The 17,144-nt window shown below is 45.0% G+C and carries 13 protein-coding genes and 1 pseudogene; 11 read left to right on the forward strand and 3 right to left on the reverse strand.

Annotated features, from left to right (window positions below; all coding sequences use genetic code 11):
* The first annotated feature begins 324 nt into the window (after positions 1 to 324).
* Positions 325 to 2,907 (forward strand): hypothetical protein, encoded by a 2,583-nt coding sequence (locus tag F0251_RS20285; RefSeq protein ID WP_253821643.1) that lies wholly within the window; start codon positions 325 to 327, stop codon positions 2,905 to 2,907.
* Entirely contained in the window at positions 2,904 to 3,269 is a 366-nt protein-coding gene (locus tag F0251_RS20290; RefSeq protein WP_005451200.1) for a hypothetical protein, read from the forward strand. Before F0251_RS20285 ends, F0251_RS20290 begins: the two co-directional genes overlap by 4 nt.
* Positions 3,270 to 3,805: 536 nt before the next feature.
* Here F0251_RS20290 and rarD read toward each other — a convergent pair.
* Positions 3,806 to 4,552 (reverse strand): annotated as a pseudogene (rarD, locus tag F0251_RS20295) (EamA family transporter RarD); the annotation flags it as partial.
* Positions 4,553 to 4,732: 180 nt separating this feature from the next.
* Between rarD and recQ the strand changes: the two are divergent.
* The 3 genes from recQ (at position 4,733) to F0251_RS20310 (ending at position 7,888) form a co-directional block, all read left to right on the forward strand.
* Positions 4,733 to 6,571 carry an ATP-dependent DNA helicase RecQ gene (recQ, locus tag F0251_RS20300; protein ID WP_171731686.1) on the forward strand — a complete coding sequence of 613 codons (1,839 nt, stop codon included), beginning with the start codon at positions 4,733 to 4,735 and terminating at the stop codon, positions 6,569 to 6,571.
* 64 nt (positions 6,572 to 6,635) lie between these two features.
* A complete protein-coding gene (locus tag F0251_RS20305) occupies positions 6,636 to 6,947 on the forward strand; it encodes a DUF3630 family protein (protein ID WP_171731687.1) in 312 nt (103 codons plus the stop codon).
* A gap of 269 nt (positions 6,948 to 7,216) precedes the next feature.
* Entirely contained in the window at positions 7,217 to 7,888 is a 672-nt protein-coding gene (locus F0251_RS20310) for a 7-cyano-7-deazaguanine/7-aminomethyl-7-deazaguanine transporter (RefSeq protein ID WP_171731688.1), read from the forward strand.
* 92 nt (positions 7,889 to 7,980) lie between these two features.
* On the opposite strand, the gene gppA is transcribed toward F0251_RS20310, so the two are convergent.
* Together gppA and rhlB are read right to left on the reverse strand one after the other, a co-directional pair.
* The gene (gppA, locus tag F0251_RS20315) at positions 7,981 to 9,477 is read right to left on the reverse strand and encodes a guanosine-5'-triphosphate,3'-diphosphate diphosphatase (protein WP_171731689.1); all 1,497 of its coding nucleotides are present in this window, start codon (positions 9,475 to 9,477) and stop codon (positions 7,981 to 7,983) included.
* Between the two features lie 6 nt (positions 9,478 to 9,483).
* Positions 9,484 to 10,794 (reverse strand): ATP-dependent RNA helicase RhlB, encoded by a 1,311-nt coding sequence (gene rhlB / locus F0251_RS20320; protein WP_061034318.1) that lies wholly within the window; start codon positions 10,792 to 10,794, stop codon positions 9,484 to 9,486.
* Between the two features lie 111 nt (positions 10,795 to 10,905).
* Between rhlB and trxA the strand changes: the two genes are divergently transcribed.
* The 6 genes from trxA (at position 10,906) to fre (ending at position 16,736) form a co-directional block, all read left to right on the forward strand.
* Positions 10,906 to 11,232 (forward strand): thioredoxin TrxA, encoded by a 327-nt coding sequence (gene trxA, locus F0251_RS20325; RefSeq protein WP_004741193.1) that lies wholly within the window; start codon positions 10,906 to 10,908, stop codon positions 11,230 to 11,232.
* Between the two features lie 199 nt (positions 11,233 to 11,431).
* Positions 11,432 to 12,691 (forward strand): transcription termination factor Rho, encoded by a 1,260-nt coding sequence (gene rho / locus F0251_RS20330; protein ID WP_004741192.1) that lies wholly within the window; start codon positions 11,432 to 11,434, stop codon positions 12,689 to 12,691.
* 110 nt (positions 12,692 to 12,801) lie between these two features.
* Positions 12,802 to 13,797 (forward strand): hypothetical protein, encoded by a 996-nt coding sequence (locus F0251_RS20335; RefSeq protein WP_171731690.1) that lies wholly within the window; start codon positions 12,802 to 12,804, stop codon positions 13,795 to 13,797.
* Positions 13,798 to 13,894: 97 nt separating this feature from the next.
* The gene (gene ubiD / locus F0251_RS20340; RefSeq protein WP_171731691.1) at positions 13,895 to 15,736 is read left to right on the forward strand and encodes a 4-hydroxy-3-polyprenylbenzoate decarboxylase; all 1,842 of its coding nucleotides are present in this window, start codon (positions 13,895 to 13,897) and stop codon (positions 15,734 to 15,736) included.
* The gene (locus tag F0251_RS20345; protein ID WP_008224727.1) at positions 15,733 to 16,002 is read left to right on the forward strand and encodes a 2Fe-2S iron-sulfur cluster-binding protein; all 270 of its coding nucleotides are present in this window, start codon (positions 15,733 to 15,735) and stop codon (positions 16,000 to 16,002) included. The genes ubiD and F0251_RS20345 overlap by 4 nt, the downstream gene beginning before the upstream one ends.
* A 20-nt stretch (positions 16,003 to 16,022) precedes the next feature.
* Entirely contained in the window at positions 16,023 to 16,736 is a 714-nt protein-coding gene (gene fre / locus F0251_RS20350) for an NAD(P)H-flavin reductase (RefSeq protein ID WP_004741188.1), read from the forward strand.
* Positions 16,737 to 17,144: the final 408 nt, after the last annotated feature.

Consider the following 17,144-nt stretch of genomic DNA (forward strand, 5'->3'; position numbering starts at 1 on the left):
CTATGACAATAAAGTTCGAAACTTTTCGATGCTTTTTATCGTCGTATGTCTTTCGCTCTCAGAAGGTTTTGCCCCAAAACCACTTAGAACCAATACTCTACACAATTTAGAGAGCGTACATTTCCCCGATCAAGTCTAATCCGAACCTAGGAGAAAGAGCATCATCCCCCCTTCAGTGGTGAATGGCGTTTTTCAATGCCTAAACCCGCATATCTTCATGTCAATATGTGATTTTCATTCAATAAATCATTTTAAGCTCAATATGTTATCTATGGCATAGTGGTTAAAATGAAATCGTGAAATATTTAATCAGGTCAAGGTGATATGAGCTATCGAGTTGTACGGATCACAGAGTTAATGGCTTATGAGTTTGGACAAGTTGAAGGTGGCTTTAATGAACTCAATGAAAACGAGTTGAAGACGGCAATTCCGTCAGGCATGGAGTTTAAAGCTTTCATGGAGCAGCTAAGGCAAGGACACCTTGTTTTACTGACTGACTCACCCTCAATACCGATGCTGCTCTCTGAGTCAGGAACGATGGGAGGAGGTAAAACTTGGTCTTTGAACTCTCAAGCTACCGATAACGTTGAACCTGCTGCACAAAGTGCATTGCTAGCTAGAACTCGAATGAGTGGAAGCAGCGCTGGTTACTGTCGAAATCAGAGCCTGCATCCCCCATTACCGATGCCAACGTATGTTCCAGAGCCTCCGAGACCTGATTACTCAGATGAATCACCGAAGCTAAAGTATGAATACAGCTTTGAAATTGCGTGCTCTCAAGATTCGGTATGTCAGGCTGGGAGTTGCCACTTTATTTTGACCAAAACAAAGAATGAAGTGGAACTAGGGCGTTGGGTTGAAACAAAGACAGAACATGGCACCCGCTACACAATACAGACTGCATTTGATGAGCCTAAACGACTTGTCGCTCAAGTTGCTTCTCGCCCTATGGGAATTTCTCCTACACATTCCGTCAAAGTCAGGAATATCGGCGCACAAGTTGCTAATGAAGGGTTTATTCCCGTGACACCTACCGTGCAATTGGGCGAACGATTAGGGTTCCCTACCGAAGGTTTTTATTATCACTTCCACGACAACCAGTTGGTACAAGAGTACCGTTTACAGGGTGATCAACGTTGGAGTTTTTATGCCACCCTAAGCAGGCATCAGCGACTTGATCCAGAAAGAGGTTTCAATACGGATCAAACAGCCATTCTGGTCTTTTGGAAGCTTGGGGGGAAAGTTGTTGAAAATCAGTATCTCGTTTACCTAGAAAGACAAATTACTCGTGATGAGTTAGATAGTTTGACCGACGATTGGTTGAACGAGCATGGGGTGAAATTAGATATTCCTCAGTTACTTGAGGCGACCAAGCACCCCATAATTAAACGAAGTGAAACAGCGAAGCCTGCCGAACAAAAGCAACCAGAGCCAGTTAATCATATTGTTCAAACCGATCCCGAAACAGGAACACGAGAAACGTGGGCGAAGATTGCCAACCAATACGGTATTGCCCCGAAAGCTTTGTTGGATCTTAACCCTCAGTATGACGCAGATCCGATGTCTCTATCTGTAGGCGCATCGCTGAATGTGCAGAAGCAAAAACCATCGACCATCCAACAAAAAACAGTGTATGCGATACCACCTGAACCACCGAAGAAATTCAATCACCCTTTAAACACTTTCTATGACTACACGGGACGTTGCTTGGTTGATACTTCCATTGTTTCTATCAATCACGAAGGGTTGGTCGAAAAAGACATCCCTGTGGTAAATATCAAAACAGTCTCTGACGTTGCAACAGAATTTGAACTTGGTTTTACCCAAGTAGAACAAACACAGCCTCTTGATAACTATTGGCAAAGCCTTTTCTCTTCAGAAACAAGTGAAGACATCAAAGCGATTTTGAAGAAATATAACACGCATTTGAATAACCCAGTACGACAGGGAGAAATAGTAGTAATACCAACTAAAGAGCCAACCACTGAAACACATAGAAGTAAGCTTGATACTCTTATAGTGGAAGCAAAAGCAGCCAGTGCCGAGTTAGCGAAACTAACTGAAGAACAAGTTGCTACCGTTAATCGACACTTTGAGCTATTAGACTATTATGCTTGCGAAGCAATCAAAAAAATTGAGGAGGACGGTCTTCCAACTGACCTATATGCTGATGCATCAATAGGAGTTGGTGCTGTAGCGGCGGGTGTTGAACAACATTTAAAAAACATCAATGGTGTGCTTCTTGAAATAAACCATCTTTACGTATCACAGGTGGCGATGGCGAGTCGCGTTGGTAGTGTTAACTATGGCTCTTTTGTCGCAGAGCGAGCCTCGCTATTTAAAAAGTTAGATGGTAGCTTTGCCGCATTATCCAAGCGTAACGTTCAAATCCCTGTCTATACACAGATTAGACGCAACCTTAAGCTTTCAACTCGCTCAATCATTCATAATGCTGATGAGATTATTGCAAAAGGTATCGTACCGAATTTAGGTAAGCGTATGGCAAATGTGGCGATTGGTATCATTACATCTCGTGGGGTCGGCTACGTAGGACTAGTGCTTGGGGCGGCAAGTGGTGCGAAGAATATTTATGATGCCTGTTCTGTTGACGGCTCAGGAGAATGCGGCAAAAAAACGACTCGTGAAATTGGTGGCTTTCTTGGAGGTTGGCTTGTTGGAGCACAAACGGGGCAATGGGCAGCTTCAGGGACTTTGTTAGTCCTTGGTGTTGTCGGGATTACATCTGCCCCTGTTCTTGCTATAGCTTCAATTGGTGCATTCGTCGTTGGAGGCGCTGCTGGCGGTGTTATAGGGGCAACTATTGGTAAGAGTACAGGAGATATTGTGTATGAAAAAGCCCTCGAGTTGACAGAAGCAACTGAAGCGCTAGTTGAGGACTTATTTTGAGTGATTTTCTTAACGTTATAAGTGGATTTTTTGCAATTTACGCCATCATATGGGGAGTCCCTGGCGTACTCATGAGTGCTGTGGTTGGTTTAGGTAATGTACAACGCATTGTTTTTATTGATAAGCAATTAGCTAAAAACTTAGACAAACTTTACGATGAAAAAGGTTATCTAAGATGGCAATTCCAAACCTCTTACTCAATAGTCAGCCGTCTAACAAGGTACTGGATAGCCTACCCTTTTATAAGATATCGAGTTAAGAGTGAATCAAAAAAATTTAGATTGTTTATGTGGATTAATAGTATTGGAATATGGAGTTGGCTTCTAGTTCCTTGCCTATCTTTTGTAGAAAAACTCATGTAACTATTGTTTAGAAAGTAGTAACGATTTAAGTTGCGTCATATTTCTACGGTAATCCATATCAAACTGAGATAGTTGCTTCATCGTTTGGAAATTAATGTGGTCATTTGATTGGAGGTTCGTAATAACTGAAATTATCCGTGAGATGCTAATTTAGCAGATTCACTGACGCGTTTGTGTTCCCTCAGTAATGACAAACTTTGTTGTCACACTTTCTTTGGATGGCCACGTTGACTGAGTCTAAGTTTCGATCTTTATCGTCATTCTTGGCTTCTGGTTGTCACGATTGAAACACACTTCGGAAGAAGAAAAGTTTCAAACATTAATGTCCACCGACATAAACATGGCGAAAAAAGTGTAAAGGATTTTTAGGTAGAAATAGGGAGTTTGGGGGTGAAAATCTGCAGGTCAGATTAGACCTTTACAAAAATTAGTGCTTTTGTAATGAAAATTTAAGAGTAAATCTTGATGAACCCATTGCGTCTAGGGGTTTGAGAGTTGGTTTCTAGTTTTAAAAATATGGGCTTTATTAAAGATAATTGGAAGAAGCCCAGTGTCGAAAGCTTGAGTCTGGTTGCTGCACCCGTAAAGCAAAGTAGTGGCAGAGTGGTAATTACCCCCGCAGCGACCAGCAGTAAATTTAGCTGCATTGGATTCGCCAAAAAGTCTGACGTCGCTGTGTCTGCAATGAATAATAAGTAGATTGCCGCCGCTGGCAGCATCACTAAGGTCTCAATGAACAAGCCAGTCTGCGCTTCTAGGTTCACTTTCTTACGGAGTAAGCCATAGAAACCAAAAGAAAAGGCCAGTGCGATAGCGACAACTGGAATCGAACCAAAGGCGATTAACTGGATAAGCACACCGATAGCCGCAAGCGCCACCGCACACCATTGAAGTTTTCTCAGACGTTCACCAAGGAAGAACATTCCAAGCAATACGTTAATCAAAGGGTTGATGTAGTAGCCGAGGCTGGCATCCAGCATATGATTGGCATTGACTGCCCAGATGAAGATCAGCCAGTTGGCCCCCACTAAAAGTGAAGTTGCCACCAAAAACATCATTTTCGGTTTTGAAGTCAAAGTATCGCGCACTTTGCGCCAGCCACGACCAACGTGCAGCAGTAAAGCGAGTAGAAAAAAGGACCATACTACACGGTGGCTCAGGATCTCGAGAGGGGATACTTCACTGAGAGATTTGAAGTATATGGGAGCGATTCCCCACATGGTGTACGCGCCAATCGCAAGCAAGATTCCTTGGCGTGTACGTTGTTGTTCGTCTTGTGTCATGTCACTTTCTCTGGCACAGAGTGCTTATTAATAGGATTTATAAAGAGAGTTGGTCAGTATAGGAGCGTTAACCCTTTTCACCTAACAATTTGCGGTTTAATTCGCCAGCATTCCACTCTACAATGTGCGACTTGCCTGCCGATGCTGCATGCTGACTTTATACCTCGATTAGGAACCACAATGACCGCCACTCTGATTGCTGAGCAAACACCAACTCCCGCGAATGATGCGCAAAACATCCTCGAAGATGTATTTGGCTATCAAAGCTTTCGCGATGGTCAGCAAGAGGTCATTGATTTGGCTGTTCAAGGCCGAGATAGCTTGGTGATAATGCCGACGGGTGGTGGTAAATCTTTGTGTTACCAGATCCCTGCTTTAGTTCGTGAAGGGCTGACCCTGGTTATCTCACCGCTGATCTCGCTGATGAAAGACCAGGTCGATCAGTTGAAAGCCAATGGTGTGGCAGCAGAGTGCATCAACTCTTCAATGCCACGTGACCAACTGATGAGTGTGTTCAATCGCATGAATTCCGGCCAATTGAAGATGGTTTACGTGTCGCCAGAGCGTGTGTTGATGCGTGACTTTATCGAACGCCTTCAAGGTTTACCGCTTTCGATGATTGCGGTGGATGAAGCGCACTGTATCTCTCAATGGGGGCATGACTTCCGTCCGGAATATGCATCATTAGGCCAACTTAAACAATATTTCCCGCACGTGCCTTATATGGCGCTGACGGCAACCGCCGACGATGCAACACGCAAAGACATTATCTCGCGTCTGCAGCTGGTGGATCCGCATACTTACTTGGGCAGCTTCGACCGTCCTAATATCCGCTATAACTTAGTTGAGAAGCATAAGCCCGTTTCACAGGTGGTTCGTTACCTAGAAACTCAGAAGGGCAATTGCGGCATCATCTATTGTGGTAGCCGTAAGAAAGTGGAGATGGTGACCGAGAAGCTATGTAACAACGGTATTCGTGCTGCGGGTTATCACGCCGGCATGGACACCGATGAGCGCGCTTACGTTCAAGAAGCCTTCCAACGAGATGATATCCAGATCGTTGTCGCGACCGTGGCATTTGGTATGGGGATCAACAAACCCAACGTTCGCTTTGTGGTGCACTTTGACATTCCACGTAACATCGAGTCTTACTATCAAGAGACTGGCCGTGCTGGTCGTGATGGCTTACCTGCTGAAGCCATGATGTTGTTTGACCCTGCTGATATGGGTTGGCTGCGTCGTATGCTGGATGAAAAAGAAGAAGGCCCGCAAAAACAGGTCGAGATGCATAAGCTAAACGCGATGAGTGCCTTTGCCGAAGCGCAGACTTGCCGTCGTCAGGTACTGCTCAACTATTTTGGTGAATATCGTGAGAAGCAATGTGGCAACTGCGATATCTGCTTGGATCCGCCAAAACACTTTGATGCGACCCAAGAGGCGCAGAAGGCGTTGTCTTGTGTGTACCGTGTGAATCAGTCGTTTGGTATGGGCTATGTGGTGGAAGTGATGCGTGGCATGCAGAACATCCGCGTGCGCGATAATGGTCACGATAAGCTCTCAACTTACGGCATTGGCCGCGACCACAGCCACGACTACTGGATCAGCATCTTCCGTCAGTTGATTCACAAAGGTTTGCTGTTCCAGAACATCACCCGTAATTCGACATTACAGCTAACAGAAGAAGCACGTCCGCTACTGCGTGGTGAGATGTCTTTAGAATTAGCTGTGCCTCGCTTGGATACGGCGGTGCGCAATGCTAAGTCCGATAAACTCAGCAGCAAGAACTACGATAAGAAGCTGTTTGCCAAACTGCGTAAGCTGCGTAAGTCGATTGCTGATGAAGATGGCTTGCCACCTTATGTGGTATTCAGTGATGCGACCTTGATTGATATGGCCGAAGTACTGCCTACCTCATACGGTGAGATGCTGGCGGTTAACGGTGTTGGTCAGCGTAAACTCGATAAGTACGCAGACCCATTCTTAGATTTGATTCAAGAACACATCACGACACACGGCTAATTTGCAGAGTCGCTTAGCTTCTAATAGCGACGAGATCATAGAAAAGAATAAGGTTGATAGGGACATGACAACACAAACAGAATTTGGCTTAAGAGAGTATTTGGCTGAGGAAGGGTGTTTATTGATTACGTCTCCAAGTTTTGATTTTGATTCTTACGAAGTATTAGGTGAAAAGCTGGTGGCATTGTTGTCCGCTTCTGTAGTTGAAAAACAATGGGACGCCGACATGCACTCTTGGTTGATCGATTTTGAAGATTGTCGGATGTTTTTAAAGTCTGAACATTACAGCGAATCAATTTGGTTTGAGTCGTTGAATGCGGAAGAAAGCCGAGAAGAGTTTGATTATCTCGCAACGCTTTTCAAGCGCGGTTTTTAACTTTTAGCACCGCTTCTAAACGTAGCTTTTAAGCCTGGCTTTTAAACTTGGTTTCTAACGCCATTTACCAATAAAAGTGAGAATAAACGTTTGCGTTTGTTCTCACCATTGCAGCCAATATTGATTAATGTATAATCGCCCGCCGCTCGATAGAGCAAATTATAGATACATTTTTAATTCACATTATTGGTAAGAGCTTTCTTAGTTTATTCGAAGAAATGACTCGATTTGGGTTCCCTCACCCCCAAACCAAACTAAAAAGGTACAGCATGAGTAACTTTACCCCTGCGCAACAGCGCAAAGCCCTAGCACTATTAGTTTTGTTCCATTTGATCATTATTGCGTCAAGCAACTATCTGGTTCAGCTACCTTTTACCGTTTTCGGTATGCACACCACTTGGGGTGCTTTCACTTTCCCGTTTATCTTCCTAGCGACTGATCTGACTGTACGCATTTTTGGTGCGCAGCTTGCTCGTAAAATCATTTTCTTAGTGATGTTACCTGCACTGGCCGTTTCTTACTTTTTGTCAGTGGTGTTCTTTGAAGGCTCATTCCAAGGCTTTAGCCAATTAGGCGAGTTCAACCTGTTTGTTGCACGTATCGCAGCGGCAAGCTTCATGGCTTACTTACTTGGCCAGATCTTAGATGTTCACGTTTTCAACCGCTTACGTCAGCTTAAACAATGGTGGGTTGCCCCAACATGTTCAACGTTATTCGGTAATGCCATTGATACCATCGCTTTCTTTGCGATTGCTTTCTACCAAAGCCCAGATCCATTTATGGCTGAGCACTGGACTGAGATTGCTTTAGTCGACTACGGCTTCAAACTTATCATCAGCTTAGGCTTGTTCGTGCCTATGTACGGCGTGCTTCTGAACTACATCGTTAAGAAGTTAACCGCTGTGAACCCTGACTTTAAAGCGACAGGTGTTAATGTGTGAGGATCAGATTAGAAAGGCATTAGTGCAAAGATAATAAATAGCCCAAGTTAGTAGACTAACTTGGGCTATTTTACTTTTAGTGTCAGATATGATTATACGAGGCATTCAATAGAAAGTGGCCAGCCAATGTCTGTTTGTCGATTCGATTCAATCTCTAGCTCTGCAGCGGTCAGCGGGTTGTCGGCTAGCCATTGCTTAGAGAGTGTTAGAGTCAGATTATTATCGTCAGCCGTTAGCGTAAACTCAGGCTCTAGCTCTGGATTACGACGATGCGTTAATAGAATCGCTAGGCGCAGAATACGTAGGATACGTTTACTGCTTGTGCCTGATACTGCGTGTTGCTCTGGCAGTGATGTTAGCTGTTCACGGTAGCGTCGCGTTAATTCACCTAGGTAGTGTTTCTGTGCGCGAGTGAAACCAGGTAAATCTAGGTTCTGTAGTAGGTAAGCACTGTGTTCACCACCTTTCTTGAAGTCGATGGTTAAACCGATTTCATGAAGTTTGGCTGCAGTTTGCAGTAGGACACCAGCTTGAGGTTCTGACACCCAAGTTTCGCCGCCTGCCTGCTCTAACAGAGCCTGCGCTGCTGCTGCGACTTGGTCACCGTAGCTTACGTCCATCTGGTAGCGTGATTGAACGCTCTTGATGGTGCGAGCTCGGATATCGTCTTGGCGCAGCTCATCAACCATCTCGTAGGCTAGGCCTTCACGGAGTGCGCCGCCTGCGAGTGTCATTGAATCGATTTCAAGCAGCTCAAAAATCGCAATAAGAATAGAAAGACCACTTGGGAACACTAGTGCGCGTTCAAGGGTTAACCCTTCTATTTCTAGCTCTTCCAAGCGCTCAGTGATCATCGCTTGTTTCTGTAGGCGCTTAAGTTTGGCATGAGTAATAACCTCATCCATGCCTTGCGCTAACATGATTTCTTGCAGTGCCTGAACGGTACCACTGGCGCCAACACACACATCCCATCCGATATCGGTGTAGCTATCTAGAATCGGAGCCAACGTCGACTTTGCCGCTTCAATGGCGTTGTTAAAGTTGGTTGCGGTTAATTGGCGATCTTTAAAGTGGCGTTCAAGCCAAGTAACACAGCCCATTTTTAAGCTGGTCAGTGCTTTCGCCGAGAAGCCTTCACCGATGATCATCTCGGTACTTGCGCCACCAATATCGACTACCAGTCGGCGGCCGCTGCCACCTGAAGTGTGTGCCACGCCCTTATAAATAGTCGCAGCTTCTTCTTCACCAGAGATAACATTGATGTCGTAACCAAGAATCTGGTTCGCTTTCTCTAGAAAGATATCCACATTGATAGCAGTACGTAGGGTCGCTGTACCTACAATGCGGATATTTTCTTTCGGAATATCTTGCAGTCGCTCTGCAAAGAGACTCAAACAGTCCCAACCGCGCTGCATGGCTTCTGCACTAAGCGCATTATTTTCATCTAAGCCTGCAGCTAAACGCACTTTGCGCTTAATCTTAGCCATGGTTTGTACGCTGCCATCGATATGACGCACAACGAGCATATGAAAACTGTTCGACCCGAGGTCGATTGCAGCGTAAAGCGGGGGTGACACTGTTTGACTCATAAGCGACTAAGCTTCCTTGTTGTGACGCGGTTGGCGTGGGCGACGGTTCTGGTTTGGTTTACGGTTACCGTTACGTGAGCCATTGTTGTTTGAGCGGCGTTGTTGCGGGTTACGTGTGCGTAAGCGCAATGGTGCTGGTAGATCTTCTAGCAGTGCAGAAGCGTCGTAGTCAGACACTGGGATCGCGTGCTCAATGTACTCTTCGATTGGTGGCAAGTTGATTGCGTAATCTTCACAAGCAAAGCTGATCGAGTGACCACTTGCACCAGCACGACCTGTACGGCCGATACGGTGAACGTAATCTTCACAGTCGTCAGGTAGATCGAAGTTGAATACGTGCGTTACTTGAGGAATGTGTAGGCCACGAGCAGCAACGTCGGTTGCAACCAGTAGGTCAACATCACCTTGAGTGAATTGCTCAAGAATCTTTTCACGTTTCTTCTGTGGTACATCACCAGTCAGCAGACCAACACGGTGACCATCGGCAGCCAAATGGCCCCAAACTGATTCACACTTGTGCTTGGTGTTAGCGAAGATGATAGCGCGCTCTGGCCACTCTTCTTCTACTAGTGTCTGCAGCAGTGCCATCTTGTGTTCGTTAGAAGGGTAGAACAACTCTTCTTTAATACGGTGGCCTGTTTTACGCTCTGGCTCAACAACAACATGCTCTGGGTTATGCATGTGCTCGAAAGCCAACTCTTGTACACGGTAAGACAGAGTCGCAGAGAACAGCATGTTCAAACGATCTTTAGGCTCAGGCATACGACGGAACAAGAAGCGGATGTCTTTAATGAAGCCCAGATCGAACATACGGTCTGCTTCATCCAGTACTACTGCTTGAATGTGGTTAAGGTTAAATACCTTCTGCTTGTAGAAATCGATAATACGGCCAGTGGTACCAATTAAGATATCTGCGCCTTCTTCGATCTTACCTAGCTGCTTGTCGTAGCTTTCGCCACCGTAAGCCAATGCTGCTTTGATACCAGTGCTTGCGACTAGGGATTCAGCATCGTTGTAGATCTGAATCGCGAGTTCGCGAGTAGGTGCCATAATAATCGCACGTGGCTGGTTAGGCTTGCGCCCTTCATGCTCAGGTGTTTTTAGTAGGTGGTTAAAAGTAGCAGTAAGAAACGCAAGCGTTTTACCAGTACCCGTTTGGGCCTGGCCTGCAATGTCTTGGCCGGTGAGCAGTACCGGGAGCGCCAAGGCTTGGATAGGGGTACAATAATCGAACCCTTTTTTCTCCAATCCTTCAATGACTTGCGGAAGTAAATCCAAGTCGGCGAACTTTTGCTCTGTGATATGCGTCTTTTTCATTGCTATAGAATATCAGCTTAAGCTTGCAATACGAAAGTAAATACATTCCAATAGGGCATCTATTTACTGGTTATCATCCAACCAGTTCTAAAAAATACATTGGAGTGGAAGATGAGTGATAAGATTTTGCAGCTAACTGATGACGGTTTTGAGAACGATGTGATCAACGCTGCAGGCCCTGTTCTTGTTGATTTTTGGGCAGAATGGTGTGGCCCTTGTAAGATGATTGCGCCGATTCTTGATGAAATCGCAGACGAGTACGAAGGCAAGCTCACTATCGGTAAACTTAATATCGACCAAAATGCTGGAACACCACCAAAGTTTGGTATTCGCGGCATTCCAACGCTTCTTCTTTTCAAAGATGGCGGCGTAGCAGCGACTAAAGTTGGTGCATTGTCTAAAACTCAACTTAAAGAGTTCCTAGACGCTAACCTATAATCAGGTGAGCATTTGATAAAGAAACCGTGCAGTTAACAAATGCACGGTTTTGTTTTTTCTAAGCTATGGACTAGTCTTAGTTTTAGTGCTAATTTATCGCACGTTAATTGAACGAATTTCTCTTCTTGGTCGATCCTGTGACCGAATCCCTCTTAACTAGAAAACAGATCTTATTTTGACTAAACAAGCATCCACCACAATGAATCTTACAGAACTGAAGAACAGACCTGTGTCTGAACTTGTTAAACTTGGCGAAAGCCTAGGCCTTGAAAACCTAGCTCGTCTAAGAAAACAGGACATTATCTTCGCTATCCTTAAAGCACATGCAAAAAGTGGTGAAGACATCTTCGGTGACGGTGTTCTTGAAATTCTGCAAGACGGTTTTGGTTTTCTTCGTAGCGCAGACAGCTCGTACTTAGCGGGTCCTGATGATATCTACGTATCACCAAGTCAGATTCGTCGTTTCAACCTACGTACTGGTGACTCAATTGCCGGAAAGATTCGCCCACCTAAAGATGGTGAACGTTACTTTGCTCTACTGAAAGTAAACACGGTAAACCACGACAAACCAGACAACGCTCGTAACAAGATCCTTTTTGAAAACCTTACCCCTCTGCATGCTAACGAACGCATGGTTATGGAACGTGGTAATGGTGCGACAGAAGATATCACGGCTCGTATCCTTGACCTTGCATCTCCAATTGGTAAAGGTCAGCGTGGCTTGATTGTTGCTCCGCCAAAAGCGGGTAAGACAATGCTTCTGCAAAACATTGCGCAAAGCATCGCTCACAACCATCCTGAGTGTGAACTAATGGTTCTACTTATCGATGAGCGTCCGGAAGAAGTAACAGAAATGCAGCGCCTAGTTAAAGGTGAAGTAGTTGCTTCTACATTCGATGAGCCAGCATCTCGCCACGTACAAGTAGCAGAAATGGTTATCGAGAAAGCGAAGCGTCTTGTTGAACACAAGAAAGACGTGGTTATCCTTCTGGACTCAATCACTCGTCTAGCGCGTGCATACAACACGGTAGTACCTTCATCAGGTAAAGTACTAACAGGTGGTGTGGATGCAAACGCACTTCACCGTCCTAAGCGTTTCTTCGGTGCAGCTCGTAACGTTGAAGAAGGCGGTAGCTTAACTATCATCGCTACAGCACTGGTTGATACTGGTTCTAAGATGGATGAAGTTATCTACGAAGAATTCAAAGGTACAGGTAACATGGAACTGCACCTGAACCGTAAGATTGCTGAAAAGCGTGTATTCCCTGCGATTGATTTCAACCGCTCTGGTACTCGCCGTGAAGAGCTTCTTACTAAGAACGATGAACTACAGAAGATGTGGATCCTGCGTAAGATTGTTCACCCAATGGGCGAAATCGATGCAATGGAATTCCTTATCGACAAGCTAGCAATGACGAAAACGAACGATGAGTTCTTTGACGCTATGCGTCGTCAGTAATCTTGATTAGCTGATAGTTATTAGAAAGCGCTGCCCTCGGGTAGCGCTTTTTATTTGCATTTTGTAGCGGCAGCTTGCAGAATGACCAAAAGTGTTACAAGGAAGTTAAAATGCAACATGGACTGTTGTCATCATTACTCTTGTCTACTTCACTGTTACTTTCACCGGTCGGCATCGTTAATGCCACCGAGATGTCTCCACATACAGTAGAGTCTTGGCTTGAGAATGATCAAGTAAAACTGAAAACTGCTGAATTGCTCGAGTTTGTCGTGCGTGACGAAGTGAATTCGCTGCGCTTTGCACTTGAGCGTCTGACATTTCCCCAACAAGAGGTGGCTCGTTACCAACTCTTGAAGAAGCTCGAACAGCAAAAAATCGTACTCACACCGAAGATGTCTATCTTTGTGGAGCAACAGCTCGCTATTACGCCAACCTACCAGGTATTAGAGCGTGGTGATGGCTATGAGTTTACGGTGCCAGCCTTTAATTATCCTTCGATAGCAAACCGCTTAATCAAACAATTCCGTGCTGATCAAAATACATTGGTGTTTGTGCTCGATGCAGAGAAACAGAACCTCAACCTCAAAGAGTGGCTAACTGGCTCTGAGCATCAGGTCCAAACTCGAGAAGCGCTACTCATAAGAGAATTGGATAGCTTATCGCCAGAGGCCGTGAATTACTTAGCGAAACAGCTAACGGAGTCACCGATAGTCAGCTGGTTACCCTCTACCGAAGTAGTGGTTCGATTGGCACAGGTGAGCGAAGACCCGGGTGTCTATCAAATCCTCTGGAAGATGAAAGCCGATTATCATAGCCAAGCTGAGCTGGTTCGTCTCGCTGAGAGTAAATCCCCATTTGCCTTAGAGCAGGTGATGGCTGCAACGAAAAACCCAAGATTAAAAGAAGAAGCGATTACTTTGCTGACGAGAGTGAACCCACTTTCAGAAGAGGTGAAAGACTTTTTAGTTTCTCGCATGGCGATCGCCGATGATGCGCCATTGGTCGCTCGTGAGTTGGCAAAACAAGGGCACACCAACTGGCTACAAGACCTAGTGAATGATAACCCACAAGTCAAAAGTTCAGTGATACAGCAAGTGCTTCCGTAACTGGGTTTTACCTCTCAATAACCTTACTAAAAAGGGGGATCTCACGATGCCCCTTTTTGATATACTGAGCGCAGAATAATCAGCATGTAGAAGTTCTATGAGTTTTAAAGATTTACGTGATTTTATCGACCATCTTGAAAGTATTGGTCAGTTGAAACGCATTTCTCACCCAGTCGACCCAGACTATGAAATGACCGAAATTAGCGACCGTACTCTACGTGCTGGTGGCCCGGCTCTTCTGTTCGAGAACCCGGTAGGTTATGACATGCCTGTTTTGACCAATTTATTTGGTACTCCCAATCGTGTTGCGATAGGCATGGGCCGTCAGGAAGTTAAAGAACTGCGCGAAGTGGGCAAGTTATTGGCTTACTTAAAAGAGCCTGAGCCGCCGAAAGGTTTTAAGGACGCGATTGATAAGTTACCCGTGTTCAAACAAGTATTGAACATGCCAGCTAAGCGTCTTCGTAAAGCAGCGTGCCAACAAGTCGTGTGGCAAGGCGACGAGGTCGACCTAGATAAAATCCCAGTAATGAGCTGTTGGGCTGATGATGTCGCACCACTACTTACTTGGGGGTTAACGGTTACTCGCGGCCCGAACAAGAAACGCCAAAACTTAGGTATCTACCGTCAACAAAAGATTGGTAAGAACAAAATTATCATGCGTTGGTTGGCTCACCGTGGTGGTGCGCTGGATCTACGTGACTGGGCTGAACAGAACCCAGGTAAGCCGTTTCCAATATCTGTTGCGTTTGGCGCCGATCCTGCAACGATTCTTGGCGCGGTAACGCCAGTGCCAGATACCTTATCGGAATACGCGTTTGCTGGTCTGCTGCGTGGTAGCAAAACTGAAGTGGTTAAATCGATCAGTAATGACCTAGAAGTCCCAGCAAGTGCTGAAATCGTGATGGAAGGTTACATCGATCCGAATGAATTCGCTGACGAAGGGCCTTACGGCGATCACACTGGTTACTACAACGAGAAAGAAAAGCACAACGTGTTTACCATTACTCATGTAACCATGCGTGAGAACCCGATTTACCACAGTACATACACAGGTCGCCCGCCAGATGAGCCTGCAGTATTGGGTGTTGCATTGAATGAAGTGTTTGTTCCTATTCTTCAAAAGCAATTCCCGGAGATAGAAGATTTCTATCTACCACCTGAAGGTTGTTCGTATCGAATGGCTGTGGTGACTATGAAGAAGCAATATCCAGGTCACGCTAAACGAGTGATGATGGGCGTATGGTCTTTCTTACGTCAATTCATGTATACCAAGTTTGTATTGGTGTGCGATGAGGATGTTAACGCTCGCGATTGGTCACAAGTTACGGCTGCGATGTGCAAACATATGGATCCGTCACGTGATACCTTGATGATAGAGAACACGCCAATTGATTCGTTGGACTTTGCATCACCGGTCGTTGGGTTAGGTTCTAAGATGGGCTTAGACATCACTAAGAAGTGGGATGCCGAGTTAGCATTGTCGCCTGATGTGCAATCTACTCCAGAAAACAGTGATCATATCGAAGGTGGTTTAGCTGAATTAACCAAAGTTCATCCTGAAATTATTGATATTCACCTGCAGAACGATAATGCCAGCATGGTTGTGGTATCGATAGATAAACAAGCTGCAGGTAATGGTAAGAAAATCATGGAAGCGGTTTGGTCTCAATTTGATGAGAACAAGTTCGTTGTCGTCTGTGATGGTGATGTTAACGTGAGCGACTGGAACGACATCATCTGGGCGGTAACCACCAGAATGGATCCAGCTAGAGATACCTTATTCCTTCAGAACGAAATTGGGCACTCCAAAGTGGGGCTCGATGCAACCAATAAGTGGGAAGGTGAGTGTTTGCGTGAGTGGGGCGTTCCAATCACAAAAGATCCTGAGCTGGTCAAAAAGATTGATAGCATCTGGGAACAACTAGGAATTTTATGAGCTACCAAGTAGTCTTGTACCCAGAAAACATCAGTTTCACCGTAGAAAAAGGGCAAACGGTCTTGGATGCTGCGCTCAACAGCGATATCTATTTCCCTAACCGTTGCCAAGTTGGCGCATGTGCTATGTGCATGTGCAAAAAATTAGAAGGGCAAGTGAGTTACCACCTTGAACCCATGCTCACAGAGAAAGAGCAGCAACAGGGTTGGATTTTCGCTTGCCAAGCATTTGCAGAAAGTAATTTAGTTCTAACCTTTGCCGATTAAGGGTTAGTGAGAGGAAGAACATGACTATTAAATGTAAAGTTAAGTCTATCGAGCCTTTGGCTTGTAACACTTACCAAATCCTGCTTCATCCAGAGACACCAGTTGCCTTTAAAGCTGGTCAGTACCTGATGGTTGAAATGGGTGAGAAAGATAAGCGTCCATTTTCAATTGCGAGCAGCCCTTGTCGCCATGAAGGTGAACTAGAACTACATATTGGTGCAGCTGAACACAATGCTTATGCATTAGAAGTGGTTGAAGCAATGAAAAAGGCACAGGCTGAAGATGGTGATATCGCGATTGATGCGCCACACGGTGATGCGTGGATTAAAGAAGAGAGTGAACGCCCTCTACTATTGATTGCTGGTGGTACGGGTTTTAGCTACGTACGTTCGATTCTGGATCACTGCATTGCACAAAACAGCAAGAAAGAGATTCACCTTTACTGGGGTGCAAAAGACGAGTGCCAGCTATACGCGAAAGAAGAGCTTGTCGATATTGCAGAAAAGCATAGCAATGTACATTTCGTACCTGTAGTAGAAGAGGCGCCGGAAGTTTGGCATGGCCAAACTGGTAATGTGCTTGAAGCAATTACACAAAGCTTCGAGTCACTGGCTGATTTTGATATCTATATTGCAGGTCGCTTTGAAATGGCGGGCGCAGCAAGAGACCTATTTACACAAAATAAAGAAGCAAAGCGTGACCATATGTACGCAGATGCTTACGCGTTTATCTAATAATTCCTTTAGATTTAGTGCAAAAAGAGAGCAGAAATGCTCTCTTTTTTATATTTAGGTGAACTATTAGACACTTAACCTCTATTTATTCATTTTTTATGAAAAAGTAGTTGCTAAGCTGAAAGGGTTCCCTATAATGCGACCCCACTGAGACGGCAGGCGCCATAAGGCTTCAGCAATAATCAGTAAGACGGAAAGCAACAAAAAATTAATTTTCAAAAAGTGTTTGACACTGAATGTTAATTCGCTAGAATGGCCGTCCACTTCGAGAGGCTCCTTACTAAAAAAGAACGCTCAAGAAGTTAAGCTCTTTAACAATTTAAACCTATCAATCTGTGTGGGCACTCGTTGATGAATATCAAAAAATGAAACTTCGGTTTCAACTTGATTTCAATGAACTGAGTGACC

Origin of the sequence: Vibrio sp. 070316B (assembly GCF_013114115.1) — a bacterium.
Lineage (GTDB): Bacteria > Pseudomonadota > Gammaproteobacteria > Enterobacterales > Vibrionaceae > Vibrio > Vibrio chagasii_B.

Excerpts from the sequence above, each read along its gene's own strand:
- F0251_RS20285 (WP_253821643.1), top strand. The coding sequence starts at position 325 with ATGAGCTATCGAGTTGTACGGATCACAGAGTTAATGGCTTATGAGTTT.
- recQ (WP_171731686.1), top strand. The coding sequence starts at position 4,733 with ATGACCGCCACTCTGATTGCTGAGCAAACACCAACTCCCGCGAATGAT.
- F0251_RS20305 (WP_171731687.1), top strand. The coding sequence starts at position 6,636 with ATGACAACACAAACAGAATTTGGCTTAAGAGAGTATTTGGCTGAGGAA.
- F0251_RS20310 (WP_171731688.1), top strand. The coding sequence starts at position 7,217 with ATGAGTAACTTTACCCCTGCGCAACAGCGCAAAGCCCTAGCACTATTA.
- gppA (WP_171731689.1), bottom strand. The coding sequence starts at position 9,477 with ATGAGTCAAACAGTGTCACCCCCGCTTTACGCTGCAATCGACCTCGGG.
- rhlB (WP_061034318.1), bottom strand. The coding sequence starts at position 10,794 with ATGAAAAAGACGCATATCACAGAGCAAAAGTTCGCCGACTTGGATTTA.
- trxA (WP_004741193.1), top strand. The coding sequence starts at position 10,906 with ATGAGTGATAAGATTTTGCAGCTAACTGATGACGGTTTTGAGAACGAT.
- rho (WP_004741192.1), top strand. The coding sequence starts at position 11,432 with ATGAATCTTACAGAACTGAAGAACAGACCTGTGTCTGAACTTGTTAAA.
- F0251_RS20335 (WP_171731690.1), top strand. The coding sequence starts at position 12,802 with ATGCAACATGGACTGTTGTCATCATTACTCTTGTCTACTTCACTGTTA.
- ubiD (WP_171731691.1), top strand. The coding sequence starts at position 13,895 with ATGAGTTTTAAAGATTTACGTGATTTTATCGACCATCTTGAAAGTATT.
- F0251_RS20345 (WP_008224727.1), top strand. The coding sequence starts at position 15,733 with ATGAGCTACCAAGTAGTCTTGTACCCAGAAAACATCAGTTTCACCGTA.
- fre (WP_004741188.1), top strand. The coding sequence starts at position 16,023 with ATGACTATTAAATGTAAAGTTAAGTCTATCGAGCCTTTGGCTTGTAAC.